The organism is Gaetbulibacter sp. M240 (assembly GCF_043876815.1).
Classification (GTDB): domain Bacteria; phylum Bacteroidota; class Bacteroidia; order Flavobacteriales; family Flavobacteriaceae; genus Gaetbulibacter_A.
In genome coordinates this window covers 20,049-35,990 of record NZ_JBAWKA010000005.1, presented here as the reverse complement: position 1 = coordinate 35,990, position 15,942 = coordinate 20,049, and the positions used below count along the sequence as shown (strand labels likewise).

18 protein-coding genes are annotated in these 15,942 nt (G+C 38.1%); 11 read left to right on the top strand and 7 right to left on the bottom strand.

The genetic code is table 11. From position 1 onward, the window contains the following. Positions 1 to 8: 8 nt before the first annotated feature. Complete coding sequence (gene hemA / locus V8G61_RS13280) at positions 9 to 1,271, bottom strand: glutamyl-tRNA reductase (protein WP_394876340.1); 1,263 nt, start codon at positions 1,269 to 1,271, stop codon at positions 9 to 11. A 203-nt stretch (positions 1,272 to 1,474) separates the two neighbouring features. Between hemA and V8G61_RS13275 the strand changes: the two genes are divergently transcribed. The 8 genes from V8G61_RS13275 to V8G61_RS13240 all read left to right on the top strand — a co-directional run bounded on the left by V8G61_RS13275 (position 1,475) and on the right by V8G61_RS13240 (position 9,010). Continuing rightward, the gene (locus V8G61_RS13275; protein ID WP_394876338.1) at positions 1,475 to 2,359 is read left to right on the top strand and encodes a helix-turn-helix transcriptional regulator; all 885 of its coding nucleotides are present in this window, start codon (positions 1,475 to 1,477) and stop codon (positions 2,357 to 2,359) included. Between the two features lie 7 nt (positions 2,360 to 2,366). Further along, the gene (locus tag V8G61_RS13270) at positions 2,367 to 2,531 is read left to right on the top strand and encodes a hypothetical protein (protein WP_394876337.1); all 165 of its coding nucleotides are present in this window, start codon (positions 2,367 to 2,369) and stop codon (positions 2,529 to 2,531) included. Between the two features lie 101 nt (positions 2,532 to 2,632). Beyond that, positions 2,633 to 3,667, top strand: coding sequence for a ferrochelatase (hemH, locus tag V8G61_RS13265; RefSeq protein ID WP_394876336.1), 1,035 nt, complete (start codon positions 2,633 to 2,635; stop codon positions 3,665 to 3,667). Then, positions 3,667 to 5,022 carry an MATE family efflux transporter gene (locus tag V8G61_RS13260; protein WP_394876335.1) on the top strand — a complete coding sequence of 452 codons (1,356 nt, stop codon included), beginning with the start codon at positions 3,667 to 3,669 and terminating at the stop codon, positions 5,020 to 5,022. The genes hemH and V8G61_RS13260 overlap by 1 nt, the downstream gene beginning before the upstream one ends. Before the next feature lie 16 nt (positions 5,023 to 5,038). After that, entirely contained in the window at positions 5,039 to 5,587 is a 549-nt protein-coding gene (locus V8G61_RS13255; RefSeq protein ID WP_394876334.1) for a CopD family protein, read from the top strand. A gap of 100 nt (positions 5,588 to 5,687) precedes the next feature. Continuing rightward, positions 5,688 to 7,145 carry a sensor histidine kinase gene (locus V8G61_RS13250; protein ID WP_394876333.1) on the top strand — a complete coding sequence of 486 codons (1,458 nt, stop codon included), beginning with the start codon at positions 5,688 to 5,690 and terminating at the stop codon, positions 7,143 to 7,145. A gap of 3 nt (positions 7,146 to 7,148) precedes the next feature. Beyond that, positions 7,149 to 7,931: an enoyl-CoA hydratase/isomerase family protein gene (locus V8G61_RS13245; RefSeq protein WP_394876332.1), complete on the top strand. Its 783-nt coding sequence runs from the start codon at positions 7,149 to 7,151 to the stop codon at positions 7,929 to 7,931. Positions 7,932 to 7,936: 5 nt separating this feature from the next. Next, entirely contained in the window at positions 7,937 to 9,010 is a 1,074-nt protein-coding gene (locus V8G61_RS13240) for a PA0069 family radical SAM protein (protein WP_394876331.1), read from the top strand. Between the two features lie 66 nt (positions 9,011 to 9,076). On the opposite strand, the gene V8G61_RS13235 is transcribed toward V8G61_RS13240, so the two are convergent. Beyond that, positions 9,077 to 9,670, bottom strand: a complete 594-nt coding sequence (locus V8G61_RS13235; RefSeq protein ID WP_394876330.1) for a hypothetical protein — start codon at positions 9,668 to 9,670, stop codon at positions 9,077 to 9,079. A 199-nt stretch (positions 9,671 to 9,869) separates the two neighbouring features. Here V8G61_RS13235 and V8G61_RS13230 point away from each other — a divergent pair, with 199 nt between their 5' ends. Together V8G61_RS13230 and V8G61_RS13225 are read left to right on the top strand one after the other, a co-directional pair. Next, complete coding sequence (locus tag V8G61_RS13230; protein WP_394876329.1) at positions 9,870 to 10,742, top strand: AraC family transcriptional regulator; 873 nt, start codon at positions 9,870 to 9,872, stop codon at positions 10,740 to 10,742. 12 nt (positions 10,743 to 10,754) lie between these two features. Then, positions 10,755 to 10,934, top strand: coding sequence for a hypothetical protein (locus V8G61_RS13225; RefSeq protein ID WP_394876328.1), 180 nt, complete (start codon positions 10,755 to 10,757; stop codon positions 10,932 to 10,934). A gap of 3 nt (positions 10,935 to 10,937) precedes the next feature. Here V8G61_RS13225 and V8G61_RS13220 read toward each other — a convergent pair whose 3' ends face one another. From V8G61_RS13220 to V8G61_RS13205, 4 genes are all read right to left on the bottom strand, one after another. Next, positions 10,938 to 11,591 carry an HD domain-containing protein gene (locus V8G61_RS13220; protein ID WP_394876327.1) on the bottom strand — a complete coding sequence of 218 codons (654 nt, stop codon included), beginning with the start codon at positions 11,589 to 11,591 and terminating at the stop codon, positions 10,938 to 10,940. 15 nt (positions 11,592 to 11,606) lie between these two features. Continuing rightward, on the bottom strand, positions 11,607 to 12,602 hold the full coding sequence (locus V8G61_RS13215; RefSeq protein ID WP_394876325.1) for an acyl-ACP desaturase: 996 nt from the start codon (positions 12,600 to 12,602) through the stop codon (positions 11,607 to 11,609). Between the two features lie 11 nt (positions 12,603 to 12,613). Then, positions 12,614 to 13,351, bottom strand: coding sequence for a lysophospholipid acyltransferase family protein (locus tag V8G61_RS13210; RefSeq protein WP_394876324.1), 738 nt, complete (start codon positions 13,349 to 13,351; stop codon positions 12,614 to 12,616). Between the two features lie 113 nt (positions 13,352 to 13,464). After that, complete coding sequence (locus V8G61_RS13205; RefSeq protein ID WP_394876323.1) at positions 13,465 to 13,875, bottom strand: BrxA/BrxB family bacilliredoxin; 411 nt, start codon at positions 13,873 to 13,875, stop codon at positions 13,465 to 13,467. Positions 13,876 to 14,065: 190 nt separating this feature from the next. Between V8G61_RS13205 and V8G61_RS13200 the strand changes: the two genes are divergently transcribed. Further along, positions 14,066 to 14,824 (top strand): TerB family tellurite resistance protein, encoded by a 759-nt coding sequence (locus V8G61_RS13200; RefSeq protein WP_394876321.1) that lies wholly within the window; start codon positions 14,066 to 14,068, stop codon positions 14,822 to 14,824. A gap of 11 nt (positions 14,825 to 14,835) precedes the next feature. On the opposite strand, the gene V8G61_RS13195 is transcribed toward V8G61_RS13200, so the two are convergent. Further along, positions 14,836 to 15,852 carry an LD-carboxypeptidase gene (locus V8G61_RS13195; RefSeq protein WP_394876319.1) on the bottom strand — a complete coding sequence of 339 codons (1,017 nt, stop codon included), beginning with the start codon at positions 15,850 to 15,852 and terminating at the stop codon, positions 14,836 to 14,838. Between the last annotated feature and the right edge of the window lie 90 nt (positions 15,853 to 15,942).

The following is a 15,942-nucleotide window of genomic DNA, read 5'->3' as shown; positions in this document are numbered from 1 at the left end:
AACTTATTCTAAGCATTGGTTGAGGTTTGATCCAACTGAAATACTTTTTTAATAAGTTCCAAACTTTCATCTGTGGAAACACCATCATCCTTAAGGTGATGTGCAAAGTGATTTGTAATTTTTTGAATGATCTTCTTGCTGATGAGCTCGGCCTGCGACTCATTAAAATCGCTTAGCTTTTTTCGTTGTGTATCAACTTCGGCTGACGCAAACTCATTCAATTTTATTTTTAAGGCTTTAATAGTTGGAGCAAACTTTCGGGTTTCCAACCAGCTATTGAAATCGGCTTTTACCTCCTCAATAATGGCCTCGGCTGCAGGGATATGTTTTTTACGCGCTTCGAGTGTTTCATCTGTGATCTGAGATAAAAAGTCTAAATGCACCAAAGTCACCCGGTCTAATTCTTCAACATTCTCATTGACATTTTTCGGGATCGATAAATCTAGGATAAGAAGCGGTTTTTTTGATTGAATTATTTGCTTATCGATCGTTGGGCGTTGAGCTCCCGTAGCTACGATCAAAATATCGGCACGCGTTATTTCTTCTTGCAAATTCGCATAATCCTTAACCACCAAATTGAATTTTCCAGCAATTTGTTCGGCTTTATCTTTGGTTCGATTTATTAAAGTGATGTGTTTGTTCTCGGTATGTTTTACCAGATTTTCACAGGTATTTCTACCAATTTTTCCGGTTCCGAAAAGCAGAATATTTTTATCGGATACGTTTTCAACGGTATCGAAAATATATTGTACAGAGGCAAACGAGACGGAAGTAGCGCCTGTTGAAATCTCCGTTTCATTTTTGATGCGCTTACTGGCCTGGATCACGGCATTTACCAAGCGTTCTGAAAACGGGTTCAGCAATCCATGTTTTTTGGAAAGCCGGGCACTGGCCTTTAACTGACTTATAATTTCAAAATCCCCAAGGATCTGACTATCCAACCCGGAACCTACGCGGAACATATGGGTAATAGCCTCTTTGTTTTTATAGATGTAAGCAACGTCCTGAAATTCTTCAACGGTGCCTCGGGTATTATCGCAAAGTAACTGGATGAGCTGAAAAGGATGCTGGGCAAAACCATAAATTTCGGTACGATTACAGGTTGATGTAACAACCAAACTTTCCACACCATTTTCCTTGGCTTGCTGGAGTAAAGCCAGCTTAGAAGCTTCATCTAAACTGAAGTGCCCACGAATGTCCGCATCGGCTTTTTTATAACTTAAGCCGATGGCGTAAAAAGATTGAGTACGCGACATGTTGTAACTTTGCATGGTGTTTTTAAAAACGTCTAGCAAAATTATAGGGATGGTATGTAAAAAAATAACGCTTAAGGAACTATTAATGTCGTTTCACGTTTTTTAAAGTGATTTTTATAAAATGATTTATAAAAGTCTTATTTTTGCAGGAATAACAGCCGTTTTGGCTGTAATAATTTAGAACGAATCTAAATAAAAGGAATATGCAAAGCGTCGATATGTCGAAAAAAAATAACGCTCAAAGTTCTTTTGAAGAAACACCGATTGATACCGGGTTTTTAATTTTAACCTACAAAAATGATGCGTCGGAAGCGCAAAATGTTGTAAAAGAGATTCATAGCGATTATATTCAATTTCATTTTTGCGTGAAAGGAACTGGTAAATTCAGCTTTAATCAGGGTAACTATATATTGGATATTCATGAAGAAAATTCATTATTGTTATATAATCCGCAGCGTCAACTTCCTATAGATCTTACATTGGAGCCAAATTCATGGATGGTTTCAATTTTAATTTCCATTAAAGAATTCCATGGTTTGTTTTCTACGGAAGCGGGTTATATTACGTTTTTAAGTGAAGAAAATCGCGATAAAAAATATTATAAAGATGGTTTGATCTCGCCGTCTATGGCCATAGTGCTTAATCAATTGATAAATTTCAACTTGAATGCGTCTATTAAAGGCTTGTATTATCGTGCGAAAGCTTATGAGTTGCTGAGTTTGTATTTTAATCGAAGCGAGGAAGCCGATGTAGAACAATGCCCGTTTTTGGTGGATGAGGCCAATGTGATCAAAATTAGAGAAGCTAAAGATATCATTATATCTCGAATGGCAGAACCGCCAACGCTTCAGGAGTTAGCTGAAGAAATAGGGCTGAATATTAAAAAATTAAAAGAAGGTTTTAAACAGATCTACGGCGATTCTGTTTTTAGTTTTTTATTTGATTATAAAATGGAATTTGCCAGAAAACTGTTAGAATCCGGCGATAATAATGTTAATGAAGTAGGGTTGAAGGTAGGTTACAGTACCTCAAGCCATTTTATTGCGGCCTTTAAAAAGAAATACGGCACCACGCCAAAAAAATATGTGATGTCCTTAAATTGATTGTATCATGAAGTATTTAACCCCCGAAATTGAAGCTTTGTTAAAACACCATCATTCAAAATCGTTGGTGCGACCTAATGTGTCTTGCGGTATTTTTCAGGATCTCGATTACAACGAAGAGCGTCCTGAGTTGTATCAACAACTAAAATCAAAAAAAATAGCTAAATCATAAAAAAAAAGAGAATGTATTACCCATTAAGGTACCTTTTTTAACCACCTAAAAAGATAATGGGTATGACATATTACCACTAAAAAAACAGTTAAAATTAAAAAATGAAAAAAGGAATATTATTAGTGAATTTGGGTTCACCCGACACGCCAAAACCCAAAGACGTTAAAAGGTATTTAGGCGAATTTTTAATGGATGAAAGGGTTATAGATGTACCAAAATGGGCGAGAATCTTATTGGTAAAAGGTATTATTTTAAACACGCGACCGAAAGCTTCGGCCAAAGCCTATCAAAAGATCTGGTGGGATGAAGGTTCGCCATTAATCGTTATATCTGAAAGACTTCAACAAAAAATACAGGAACAAGTTGAGCAACCGGTAGCTTTAGCGATGCGTTATGGTAGTATGAGCATCAAAAAAGGTCTGCAGGAATTGGTTGATAAAGGTGTTGAAGAGGTTTTATTATTTCCTTTATATCCTCAGTTTGCCATGGCCACAACAGAAACTATTACGGTTTTGGCCGAAGAACTGCGTCAGGAATTTTTCCCACAATTAAAAATGGAATCCGTTCCAGCTTTCTACAATAAACCGGATTATATTGAGGTATTGGCGAATTCTATAAAAAACCATTTAGAGGGAAAAACCTATGAACATTTATTGTTCTCTTACCATGGTGTACCGGAACGTCATATCCGAAAAAGCGATATTACCAAATCGCATTGTCAAATTGATGGCAGCTGTTGTAGAACGCAAAGTGCTGCCCACGAATTTTGTTATCGCCATCAATGTTACGAAGTAACGCGTTTAGTGGGTGAAAAATTAGGTCTGGAGCCCGGGACTTTTTCTACATCATTCCAATCTCGCTTAGGGTTTGATCCGTGGTTGCAACCGTATACGGATAGAACCATTGAGCGTTTAGGAAAACAAGGCATTAAGAACATGGCCATAGTAACACCAGCTTTTGTGAGCGACTGTCTGGAAACCCTTGAAGAAATTGCCATGGAAGGCGAAGAGATTTTCCATGAGGTAGGAGGTGAAAACTTTACAACCGTACCTTGTTTGAATGATGATAAGGCCTTTGTAAGCTTACTTTCTAATTGGATAAATGAATGGGTAAGTTCTGAAATGGTTACCGCATAATGGCAAAAGTATCTTCTGAAGATTTAGGAAAATTACCCATTAGTAAACTTCTGGTAAAGCAGGCCGTTCCGGCATCTATAGGTATTTTGGTGATGTCGCTTAACATCCTGGTTGATACTATTTTTGTGGGGAACTGGATCGGGCCAACGGCAATTGCCGCTATTAATGTGGTGTTGCCGGTATCATTCTTTATAGCAGCGCTTGGGATGTCTATTGGTATCGGAGGTTCATCGATAATCTCGCGGGCTTTGGGTGCAGACGATACTAAAAAAGCCCTGAAAACCTTTGGGAATCAGTTAACCCTTACCTTGCTGTTGAGCGTTTCTATGGCGATCCTCGGGCTTATTTTCGTGGATTCCATTATACCAACTTTTGGAGGAAAGGGCGCTATTTTCGAACCTGCTAAAACTTATTATATTATCGTTCTTTATGGAGTTCCCTTTCTGGCGCTCTGTATGATGGGTAATACGGTAATCCGTGCAGAAGGCAAACCTAAATTTGCCATGTACGCCATGATGATCCCCTCTGTGGGAAACCTAATTCTTGACTATCTATTCATAAATGTTTTAGATTGGGGTATGGCAGGTGCTGCTTGGGCAACTTCAGGCTCTTATATCCTGTGTTTTATATTTATTTTTTGGTTTTTTCTTTCGAAAAATTCTGAAATCAAAATTACGGGTTCACACTTCCGATTGGATAAGCCCATTGTGTCTGAAATAGCCTCTCTAGGTTTTGTAACGCTTTCGCGCCAGGCAGTGGTTAGTGTAACCTATCTTTTTATGAATAATATTTTATACCATTTTGGGGGTGAAACCTCGGTAACATCATATGCCATTGTGGCCCGAATGTTAATGTTTGCCCTTTTCCCCATTTTTGGTATCACCCAAGGGTTTTTGCCCATTGCAGGCTTTAATTACGGCGCACATAAATACGATCGGGTTAAAGAAAGTATTTACACGGCTATAAAATACGCTGCCGGATTAGCTACTCTGGTATTCATTTTGCTCATGCTGTTTCCTGAGGCTATTACAAGACTGTTTACTACGGATGCTGAGGTATTGGCCCAAACACCATCGAACATGCGTTGGGTATTTGCTGCCACCCCAATTATTGGGATACAGTTGATTGGTGCTGCCTTTTTTCAAGCTATTGGAAAGGCACGTCAAGCATTGTGGTTGACACTCTCCCGACAGGGATTTTTCTTTATTCCGCTGATTTTTATTTTGCCCATATTCATGGGAGAACTTGGGGTCTGGGTTGCTTTTCCAATATCGGATGTTTTATCAACTCTTGTTACCGGATGGTTTCTTTATAGAGAAATTGTTAAGAATTTAAAGGAGGAAGTTTTAACTTAGCTGTAAACTACAAATCATGGATTACTATCCGTACATTAAAGCATTTCACCTCATTTTCGTGATTACCTGGTTTGCGGGGCTTTTTTATATTCCGCGTTTATTCGTGTATCAAATTGAAGCCCATTACAAGCCTTCTCCAGATCGTGAAATTTTAGGAAAACAACTCAAGCTTATGGCCAAACGGCTTTGGTATATTATCACCTGGCCGTCGGCTATTTTAGCTACTTTTTTTGCGATTTGGTTACTCATTTTACAGCCTTTTTGGTTGATACAGGTCTGGATGCAACTGAAACTGGTATTTGTGGTTTTGCTTATTTTATACCATCTTAAAACCCATCAATACTTTATACAACTACAAAATAACGTGGTTAAGAAGTCATCTAATTTTATGCGTATTTGGAATGAAGGCGCGACATTTATTCTTTTTGTCGTTGTTTTTTTAGTAATCTTGAAAAGTGCCATCAACTGGATCTGGGGCTTGATCGGGCTTATTATTCTGGGCGTGCTTATCATGCTAGGCTTTAGATTATACAAGCGCGTTCGCGAAAAAAACCCTGAAGCATAAAAGGTTTAGTTCATAAATTGGATAATTTTTAAGGTATTGTCATTCGATTGGGCATCGCTTTGGTGTGATTATTGCTATATTTATAGCAATAATTTTTCAGATGAAAATTAAAAAACTCTCTTTAAGGAATCGCATCTTTATAGCAATGATCATTTTGGTTCTGATGGCCTCTATTACCATAACCTTTGTGGTGGTTTTTCAGTATAAACAAGAAACCAGAGACTATCATAAAGATCGATTAGCGACAAAAGAACTCAATATTCATAGTCATATAAAAAGTGTTTTAAACAGTCGGCAAAATACCTGGGAGGTGAAAACGGAAAATATTCCTTTAATTTTTAAAGAAGAGATCTATAACATTGCCAATATTCATAAGCTCCAGATTAACTTGTATGATATGGATGGTGGCTTGCTTATTTCATCTAAAACAGGGATAAAAAATGATACTCTGGACAATTGTTTAGATGCCAAAATTTTGAACCAACTTTCCAATACACCGCAACACCGGTATGTGGATAAGCTCAAGTTGAATGGAGAAACCTTTCAATCCTCGTTCACCTACATTACCGATAATAAATCAAAAGATTTAGCGATTCTCAATATTCCTTATTTAGAGAATGATGATTTTTTAGCCAAAGAACTTAACGCATTCTTAGAGCGTATCAGTTATGCTTATTTGTTTGTATTGGCGATGGCCATTGCTATGGCGTTTTTATTATCGAAGTACATCACCAAATCCCTCAAAAAGATAAGCGATAAAATTAATACCACACGATTAGAAAGAACGAATGAAAAGATCGAGGTTAAGGATACCAGTGAGGAAATTTCAACTTTGGTAAACTCATATAATAGCATGATCGATGAACTTCGGGAAAGTGCTGTAAAGTTGGCACGTAGTGAGCGGGAACAAGCCTGGCGTGAAATGGCCAAGCAGGTCGCCCACGAAATAAAAAATCCCTTAACGCCGATGCGTTTAACAGTTCAGAATTTTCAACGCAAATTCGATCCAAATGATGAAAATATTCACTCAAAATTAGACGAGTATAGTAAAACACTGATTCAGCAAATAGATACCATGAGCTCGATAGCCTCTGCATTTTCAAATTTTGCGGAAATGCCCGCTCAGCAGAATGAAACCCTGAATGTGGTAAATATTGTTCGGCTTGCTATGGATATCTTTAGTGAAGATTACATCTTTTTTAAAGCGGAACAGGATGAAATAATTGCGAAGTTCGACCGTACGCAGCTTATTAGAGTAGTAACCAATTTGGTTAAAAACGGTATTCAGGCACTTGTGGATCAACCGGAGCCTAAAATTGTGATCCATGTTGGTACAGAAGGGGATAAGGTTGTAATTACTGTTTCCGATAATGGCTCCGGAGTAGAAGAAGAAAATAAAAATAAAGTATTCGAACCAAAATTCACGACAAAAACAAGTGGTATGGGCTTAGGTTTAGCTATGGTTAAGAATATTGTTGAAACCTATAAAGGGGATATTTCATTCGTGTCGGAAAAAGATATAGGCACTACATTTAAAGTTACATTTCCAAAAGAATAGATCATGACATTTAACAACATTTTATCAGAAACTGAAAACGGCATTACCACAATTACTATTAACCGGCCTAAAAAACTGAATGCCTTAAACCAGGAAACGATAAAAGAATTACACAAGGCCTTTAAAGCCGCCAATGAAGCCAAAGAAACTAAGGTAATCCTGATAACCGGAAGCGGTGAAAAAGCCTTTGTTGCCGGGGCAGATATCAGCGAATTTGCAGATTTTAGTGTTGAAGAGGGTCGGGATCTTGCAGCTAAAGGACAGGAATTACTGTTCGATTTTGTGCAAAATTTAGAAACCCCCGTTATTGCCGCAGTAAATGGCTTTGCGCTCGGTGGTGGTTTGGAGTTGGCAATGGCCTGTCATTTCAGGGTGGCCAGTAATAATGCCAAAATGGGGCTGCCGGAAGTGTCCCTGGGTGTTATCCCGGGCTATGGCGGAACCCAACGTTTACCACAATTGATAGGCAAAGGGCGGGCCATGGAACTCATTATGACTGCCGGTATGATCGACGCAAATCAGGCGCTTAATTATGGCTTGGTGAATCATGTGACCTCACAGGAAGAACTATTACCATTCTGTAAAAATTTAGCTCTTAAAATATCCAGGAATTCCATGGTCGCTATCGCTCAGGCGATACAAGCGATTAATGCGAATTACCAGGATGGTGTTGATGGTTTTGAGGTTGAGATCAATGCCTTTGGATATTGTTTCGGTACCGATGATTTTGAAGAGGGAACAAGTGCTTTCCTTGAAAAGCGCAAGGCAGATTTCAAAGGGGAATAAACGGCATGAGTTTCAAATCACCCATAAAAGGTCGTGGTGCACAACGCCAATTGAACAACCGGTTTTTTGAGTTGTCGCATGAACTTCGTGATGATTTTTTAGAATATTGCCGACTCGAGGGTGAAGCGAGTGATTCGAATAAAACAATTTATTCTGAGGTATTTCCAAAAACGATTGTAAACAAAGTTACTAGTCCGGATGTCGGGATGATGTATTCCATGAATCCCTATCAGGGATGTGAGCACGGCTGTATTTATTGTTATGCCAGAAACTCCCATGAATATTGGGGTTTTGGTTCGGGATTGGATTTTGAACGCCGTATTTTGATCAAAAAGAATGCACCAAAACTTTTAGAGGATGTTCTGAAAAAGAAAAGCTGGAAAGCCGAAACCATAGTGATGTCCGGGAACACCGATTGCTATCAACCTGCAGAACAACAATTTGAAATAACCCGACAATGCCTCGAGGTATTTTTAAAATACAAACATCCTGTGGGAATTATTACTAAAAATGCGCTTATTCTTCGTGATCTCGACCTGTTGGAAGCCCTGGCTAAAGATAAACTGGTTACCGTTAGTATTTCAATTACCTCGTTATCGGAAGATACCCGTAGAATTCTAGAACCCCGAACGGTAAGCATAAAAAAGCGCTTGGAGACCGTTAAAGTCTTGAGTGAAAACGGAATCCCTGTGAATGTGATGTTGGCTCCAATCATTCCTTCCATAAACAGTCATGAAATTCTGCCGTTAGCGAAGGCTGCTTCTGAACACGGCGCATCATCTATCGGACATATTGTGGTACGATTAAATGGTGCGGTTGGCTTGTTGTTCAAAGATTGGATCGAAAAGACTATGCCCGAACGTGCGGAAAAAGTTTTGCATCAAATTGAAGCTTGCCATGAAGGACATTTAAATGACAGCGAATTTGGAAGACGAATGCGCGGCAGTGGTAAAATAGCTCAGCAAATTAATGATTTGATGCGTTTAGCGAAGCACAAATACTTTAGGGAAAACGAAAAACCAACCCTGAACAAAGAGTTACACGATGTTCACAAGGATGGCCAGTTAAAATTGTTTTAAAATTGGACAAAAAAAAGTGGGCCACCACAGCCCACTCTTACCAACTAAACTAAATAAGACATTAAACTAATTATTAATGAATGTTGTAAATTCCTTGTTATTCGATGTTAGAGTTATTCTGTAACTCGCACCTCGTTTTAATTCGTATACTTTTCCAATGGCTTTAATACCTTTAATTGTTTCAGAATATGAAAGTTTATAGGTGTCATCAGAATTCGCGTAAATATTTATCGTTACAGGTTCGCCATTCAATGCTAATTTTGAAATTAAAACCTTATTATCTTTTTGTCTTATGTAAGGCTTGAAAATAGATTTCGCCTCAGCTTTGTTAAATTCTACCTTTTGAGCTGCTACTGTGAATGGAATAAGTTTAATTTCAAGATCTTTATTCAATTCGAAAACATAGTTTCCATCAGGTAAGGCTGTCAGATCGAATCCTTTTTTGTACGTACCGGACGTTTTAATTAATTCTTTATATAAAATGATGCCATTACTATCTTTTATCGTTAAGGAGTTTCCTGAGCTTACATTTTCTAAAGTCAGCGCCATTTTTCCTGTATCATATGGTATAACTCCATAGTTAGGCTCGGTGGCTGCATTACTGTGTATCGTAGCAAACAATGTTGCTATCAAAATACTTTTGGTTAATAGATTTTTCATGATTTGGATTTAATAACGTTCAACGGTACAAAGATATGAGAGGAATACGCCGTAGAAAACATCAAATTTGATGAATTTATATGCTATTTTATCTGTTAATTCAATGTTAACACAATGTTAAGTTAAAATAACACACATTTAAGGTAAAAATATATATAATGTATATCTAATATGTCGTATTTTTGTTTAAAATTGAGTTATGATAACCAAGAAACCTACTTTAGAAAAACTTTCCCCGAGTTTTGGTAGTTCCATATTAGTAAAACAACATGTGGATCAACTGGACAAGAATAATGCTTATTGGCATTTTCATCCGGAATTGGAGTTGGTTTATGTTGATAAGGGCCAGGGGAAAACTCACATAGGTAACCACCTTTCCTATTTTAATAATAGTCAGTTGATTTTAATTGGAGCCAATTTACCTCATAATGGTTTTGCCGATAGGCTAACAGCCAACGGAAGTGAGACTACGGTACAGTTTAAACAGGATTTTCTAGGAAACGACTTTATAAAAATCCCTGAAATGCAAAGTGTGGCAGCCTTGTTCGATCGCGCGAAAAAGGGAATTCGATTTAATATAGAAACCAAAAAGGTTGTTGGACCTAAGATCAATAATTTGATGGAGTTTGGTGGTTTGGAACGTGTTTTAAAGTTTTTAGAGATTTTGAATTACCTTGCCACCACAGATGGCTATACCTTATTAAACGCTGATGGTATAGCACTGGAAACCAACCCGCAGGATAGTGATAAGATCAGTATGATCTACAAATATGTTAATAAGAATTTTCAGGACCAGATCCCGTTAGATGAAATTGCCGATGTGGTGAGCATGACGGTTCCTGCCTTTTGTAGATACTTTAAGAAAACCACAGGGAAAACGTTCACCCAGTTAGTTAATGAATATCGAGTGGTTCACGCCACCAAGCTGCTCAATGAAAGTCAGATGAGTATTGCCGATATTTGTTTTGAATGTGGGTTTAATAATTTCTCGCATTTTAACAAACAGTTTAATGAAGTCACTGGGAAAAGTGCCTCCCAATATCGTAAGGAGATCAAACATATTATTCAATAAATAAATTTTAACATGTCCGATTCTGATAAAATTGCAGAAGCCATAAGGTATTATACTGTGAAGCGTGAAGAAATTTTAAGTTTTATAAATGGTAGTTCTGGTTTATCGGCTGAAGATATTATCCAAAAGGGGGAAGAACTTGCCGTTTTGGAAAGCAAACTAACTGCTTTGGAAGTTGCTAAAGAAAACTAGAATTTACTTTTTTCCATCCCATTCCGCATAAAATTGATCCAGATAGAGTTCCATAAAGGCATGACGTTTTTGGGCTATCCTTTTGCCGGTAGGTGTATTCATGCGATCCTTCAACAATAACAATTTTTCATAAAAATGATTGATCGTAGGTGCTTTCGAGGCTTTATATTCCTCTTTCGTCATATTCAAGTTTGGTTTAACCGCCGGATCGAATAAAGGGCGGTTTTTAAAACCACCATAATTAAAACAACGGGCAATACCAATAGCACCCAAAGCATCCAGGCGATCGGCGTCCTGAACGACCTCTAATTCCGGAGAGCTAAATTTTTGCTCTTCATTACCGCCTTTAAAGGAGATGTGTTTGATGATATTCACAACGTGTTCAATTACTGCAGAATCTACATCATGTTTAAATAAGAACTCACGAGCCATTTGAGGACCAACAGATTCATCTCCGTTGTGAAACTTACTATCGGCAATGTCGTGGAGCAGCGCACCGAGTGAAACCACAAAAATATCCACAGGTTCGGATCTCGCAATCAGCAAGCTGTTATTATAAACACGTTCAATATGAAACCAGTCATGCCCACCTTCGGCATTAGCCAAAGATTGTTTTACAAATACGATAGTTTTATTTATAATCTCTTGTTGTGTCATAGTTGTGATCATCTTTTATTTCACAACAGGGGGTTCAACCCACTTGAATTCATAGGAGTTTTCAGGTATTTTTATACGATCTGACAAACGATACATTCTATCAGGAAGACGCATCAGGTAATCACGAGCTTTTTCAGCTTCGTCTGTTAGGTTTGATATTTTGTCGATCTCCCAGCGGCTCAATAGTTTAGCCAAAATATCAACGTAATCCTTGGAAGTATATACTCCAATACGTTGGGCTGTATTTGAGAATTCTTCAAATGCGGTACCGATTTTTCCACCCGATTCACGCAAAAAGTGGGCCGGCATGGTAATTTTTTGTTTCATCATATCGTAAAAAGCAAGCATCATCTGGCTCGGGTCGACTTTAAATATGCGTTCAACAAACTCCGAATAAGCATTATGATGGCGCATTTCATCACCGGAAATGATCTGGCACATTTTACCCAATTGTTTGTTATTATTTTTCTTGGCGATCTTTGCAACACGGTTGTGAGAAATATAAGTAGCTAATTCCTGAAAGCTCGTATACACAAAGTTCTTGTAGGGATCGCGGTCGGTACCTATATCAAAACCATCTGCAATGAGATGCTGGGTGGTTCTTTCAATTTCGCGCATATTAACTCTGCCCGATAAATAAAGGTATTTATTTAAAACATCACCATGACGGTTTTCTTCACCTGTCCAATGTTTAACCCATTTCGACCAGGCGTTTCCACCGTTTTCTACTTGGTCTACACCTTCAACATCCATCAACCAGGATTCATAAGTGGGAAGGGCTTCTTCTGTGATCATATCGCCCACCAAAACAACCCAAAAATCATAGGGAAGTTCTTTGGAAAGTTCACGGATCTCAGTAACCTCATCAAAGAAACTATCTGCTTCTGAATTGGGTAAAAAATCGCTGGGTTGCCAAATGGAATCTATTGGTATGAGGTACTTTTCTATTAAGGACTCTACGTCTTTTTCCAAAAACTGCATGACTTCTAAACGAACATTCTTATTAGACATAATTTATTTTTTTAAGGTTGAATATCTTTTTTTATTACTTTTTCAATTTGCTGTATTAATTCGGTTGTATCTTCAAAGTCACTCAAATACAGAGGTTTCTGAACTTTAAAGGTTATATGATTTCCAATTCCCATCGGAAATTTGCCATAGCGAAACATTTTCCACGAATTATTTATCGTCAAAGGTACGATAACAGCCGATGGTATTTTTTTAAACAATAACTGTAGCCCTTTAGTTTGAAAGGGTTTTGGTGCTCCGTTTTTACTTCGGGTTCCTTCTGGGAAAATAATAGCGCAGCGTTTGGTGCGTTCAATGTATTCTCCAAAATTTAAAATGGCAGGTAACGATTGTCTGGGGTTTTTTCTATCAATTAATACCGAACCGCCATGGCGTAAATTATAGGATACACTAGGAATACCTTTACCCAATTCAATTTTACTTATAAACTTGGGGTGGTGTTTTCGCAGGTACCACATCAAGGGCGGAATATCGTACATGCTTTGATGGTTTGCTACAACGATAACGGGCTGACCGTGTGGTATATTGTAATCATTACTAAAGCTGAAACGTGTACCTAAAATATTTAGACTCCGCATGATAAAAAACTGCAACCAATCCACACTAATTTTATGTGTTTGATAACCAAATACATTGAAACTAACCCACTGTATCGGATGAAACACCAAAAGGGTAATATAGAAACAGATGTAATAAACAACCGTTAAGGGATAAGCTAGCATTTTAACCATGAAACAAAGGTAACTTAAAGCCAAATAAATGCATAAAAAAACCACGAATAAATCGTGGTCCTCTTATATTAATAATTAGCAACTCTTTTACTAAACAGGAGTGCTAAACTTTTTTAGCAATGGGTATTGTAGGCATCAACAAGGTTGTCTGCGATCAACTCGGCAGGACGTCCTTCAATATGATGACGCTCTAACATATGAACCAATTCGCCGTCCTTGAATAAGGCCATACTCGGAGAGCTTGGAGGAAAGGGTACCATATAACCACGAGCACGGTCTACAGCCTCTTTATCAACACCTGCAAAAACGGTAACAATATGGTCAGGGCGTTTGGCATTTTGTAAGCTCATGCGAGCTCCTGGACGTGCATTGGCAGCGGCACAACCACAAACCGAATTAACAACCACAAGGGTAGTCCCTTCTTTAGCGATTGCGGCATCAACGTCTTCCGGTGTATGTAATTCTTCAAAACCTACCTTTGTAAGGTCTTCGCGCATTGGTTTTACTAATTCTGCTGGATACATATTTTAAATTTTTAATAATTAAGATGTAAATGTTTGCAAAGATACCAATTGTGTAACAATTCCATTAAGTAATCAACTAACATTTACGATTTTATAATATTTTTTTTATGTCGCCTATTCTAAGACGAGTTCTCCTTTTAATAGCGAGATTTTATGTGTAGGTTTGACGTAACTTTTAATTAATACTTACATGGGTTATTCAAAATGGATAGGAGGTGCCTTAGGATGGTCGTTTGGTGGTCCTATTGGTGCTATTATTGGCGTGGCTATAGGTAGTATGATCGATTCTATGTCGAACGGTCAAGTTGATACGTTTTCAGGGCAGCATAAACGACAAAAACCGTATGGACAGTCGGTTTACAATACACGACCCGGCGATTTTGAGGTGAGCTTACTTGTATTGGCTTCGATCGTTATTAAAGCGGATGGAAAGCAAGATCAACGTGAATTGGATTTTGTTCGGAAGCAGTTTGTGAGCATGTATGGAAAAGAACGTGCTAATCAGGCGTTTCGATTATTTAAAAATATCGCGAAGCAAAAAAATATTTCAACCCGACAGGTATGTTTACAGATCCGGCAAATGATGGATCACCCGTCGCGCTTACAGCTCATTCATTTCTTATTTGGCATTGCTCAGGCGGATGGTTTGGTTACTTCTGATGAAGAACAACAAATCAGCTTGATGGCAGGATATCTGGGGATAAGTTCCATGGATTACGAAAGCATTAAAGCCATGTTTTATAAGAGTAGTGATAACGCCTATAAGATACTCGAAATTGAACCATCGGCTTCTGTGGATGAGATTAAAACGGCCTACCGAAAAATGGCTAAAAAATACCATCCTGATAAAGTGATTCATTTAGGGGATGCGCATAAAAAGGGTGCCGAAGAAAAATTCCGGCAAGTTCAGGAAGCCTACGAGCACATCCAAAAGGAGCGAGGGTTTTAAGGCGAACTTTATTATTTATGAAAATGGATGCTTGAACCTTGTTTAGTTACCGTAAGGTCTATGGTGCGTCCTAGGATCATAGCACGATTATCATCTTCATGGCCGGCCGGCATTTTAAAAGCAATTGGGAAATCGTAATCCTTTAAAGCGTCTAAGATCAGTTGTTCAAAAGAAACACCCCATTTGGTCGTATTCTTTCTCAACTTGGTCATATCACCCACGATCAATCCTTTACAATGCTCAAAATAGCCTGCGCGTTTCAAACTTTGCAGCATTCGGTCAATATGGTATTTGTATTCACCTATTTCTTCAATAAAAAGAATTTTCCCTGCAACATCAATACTGGTTTTCGAACCTAACAAGGTGTGTAATAAGGTAAGATTACCTCCTACAAGCAATCCGGTTGCGCTACCCGGTTTGTTGTATTTTGAGGCTTTTAGCTCATAGTTTAAAGGTTGTCCTGAAATCGCATCTTTAAAAGTCTCGATCGACATCGCTATCGGAGTCTTGTCGTCCTGTAAACTGGAACACATTAGGGCGTGAATACTTTCAAATCCTTCAATGTGTATTTGACTATGAATTGCCGTAATATCAGAGTAACCAATAACCCACTTGGGGTGTTTTTTAAAATTGGTCCAATCTAGCTTATCTAGAATTCTAACACTACCATAACCACCTCGGGCACACCAAATAGCTTTAATAGAAGGATCGTCCAAAGCTTTTTGAAAATCGGCAATACGTTCTTCATCCGTTCCTGCAAAATGATTGTCTTTACTAAACAAATGAGCTCCTAAAACAGGGTGCAAGCCCCAGCTTCGAAGAAGGCGCTCGGCCAGATCAATATCATGTTCCTTGTTCTTTAAAATTCCTGAAGGGGCTACAATAGCCACACTATCGCCTTGTTTTAAGTAAGGTGGTTGCATTAAGGTATCTGTATTTTGTGGGTCATTGTATTGTGCAAAACTCAATGTATTTCCCATTAAAAAAAGCGCAAAAATGAGCCAAAATATTTGTGGGGTTTTAGACATATGGTAAATGTACATTTTTTTTCTAATTCGCTTGCAAATTGCGTACTTTTACGGCTTGTTACAAAAATAAATGCAGTGTGAGATTATCGC

What these genes read in the sequence shown, in the direction of transcription:
- V8G61_RS13270 (WP_394876337.1), top strand. Translation starts at nt 2,367, where the DNA reads ATGAAGTATTTAACCCCCGAAATTGAAGCTTTGTTAAAACACCATCAT.
- V8G61_RS13200 (WP_394876321.1), top strand. Translation starts at nt 14,066, where the DNA reads ATGGGTTATTCAAAATGGATAGGAGGTGCCTTAGGATGGTCGTTTGGT.
- V8G61_RS13195 (WP_394876319.1), bottom strand. Translation starts at nt 15,852, where the DNA reads ATGTCTAAAACCCCACAAATATTTTGGCTCATTTTTGCGCTTTTTTTA.
- V8G61_RS13235 (WP_394876330.1), bottom strand. Translation starts at nt 9,670, where the DNA reads ATGAAAAATCTATTAACCAAAAGTATTTTGATAGCAACATTGTTTGCT.
- V8G61_RS13255 (WP_394876334.1), top strand. Translation starts at nt 5,039, where the DNA reads ATGGATTACTATCCGTACATTAAAGCATTTCACCTCATTTTCGTGATT.
- V8G61_RS13245 (WP_394876332.1), top strand. Translation starts at nt 7,149, where the DNA reads ATGACATTTAACAACATTTTATCAGAAACTGAAAACGGCATTACCACA.
- hemA (WP_394876340.1), bottom strand. Translation starts at nt 1,271, where the DNA reads ATGCAAAGTTACAACATGTCGCGTACTCAATCTTTTTACGCCATCGGC.
- V8G61_RS13275 (WP_394876338.1), top strand. Translation starts at nt 1,475, where the DNA reads ATGTCGAAAAAAAATAACGCTCAAAGTTCTTTTGAAGAAACACCGATT.
- V8G61_RS13215 (WP_394876325.1), bottom strand. Translation starts at nt 12,602, where the DNA reads ATGTCTAATAAGAATGTTCGTTTAGAAGTCATGCAGTTTTTGGAAAAA.
- V8G61_RS13260 (WP_394876335.1), top strand. Translation starts at nt 3,667, where the DNA reads ATGGCAAAAGTATCTTCTGAAGATTTAGGAAAATTACCCATTAGTAAA.
- V8G61_RS13240 (WP_394876331.1), top strand. Translation starts at nt 7,937, where the DNA reads ATGAGTTTCAAATCACCCATAAAAGGTCGTGGTGCACAACGCCAATTG.
- V8G61_RS13205 (WP_394876323.1), bottom strand. Translation starts at nt 13,875, where the DNA reads ATGTATCCAGCAGAATTAGTAAAACCAATGCGCGAAGACCTTACAAAG.
- V8G61_RS13250 (WP_394876333.1), top strand. Translation starts at nt 5,688, where the DNA reads ATGAAAATTAAAAAACTCTCTTTAAGGAATCGCATCTTTATAGCAATG.
- V8G61_RS13220 (WP_394876327.1), bottom strand. Translation starts at nt 11,591, where the DNA reads ATGACACAACAAGAGATTATAAATAAAACTATCGTATTTGTAAAACAA.
- V8G61_RS13230 (WP_394876329.1), top strand. Translation starts at nt 9,870, where the DNA reads ATGATAACCAAGAAACCTACTTTAGAAAAACTTTCCCCGAGTTTTGGT.
- hemH (WP_394876336.1), top strand. Translation starts at nt 2,633, where the DNA reads ATGAAAAAAGGAATATTATTAGTGAATTTGGGTTCACCCGACACGCCA.
- V8G61_RS13210 (WP_394876324.1), bottom strand. Translation starts at nt 13,351, where the DNA reads ATGGTTAAAATGCTAGCTTATCCCTTAACGGTTGTTTATTACATCTGT.
- V8G61_RS13225 (WP_394876328.1), top strand. Translation starts at nt 10,755, where the DNA reads ATGTCCGATTCTGATAAAATTGCAGAAGCCATAAGGTATTATACTGTG.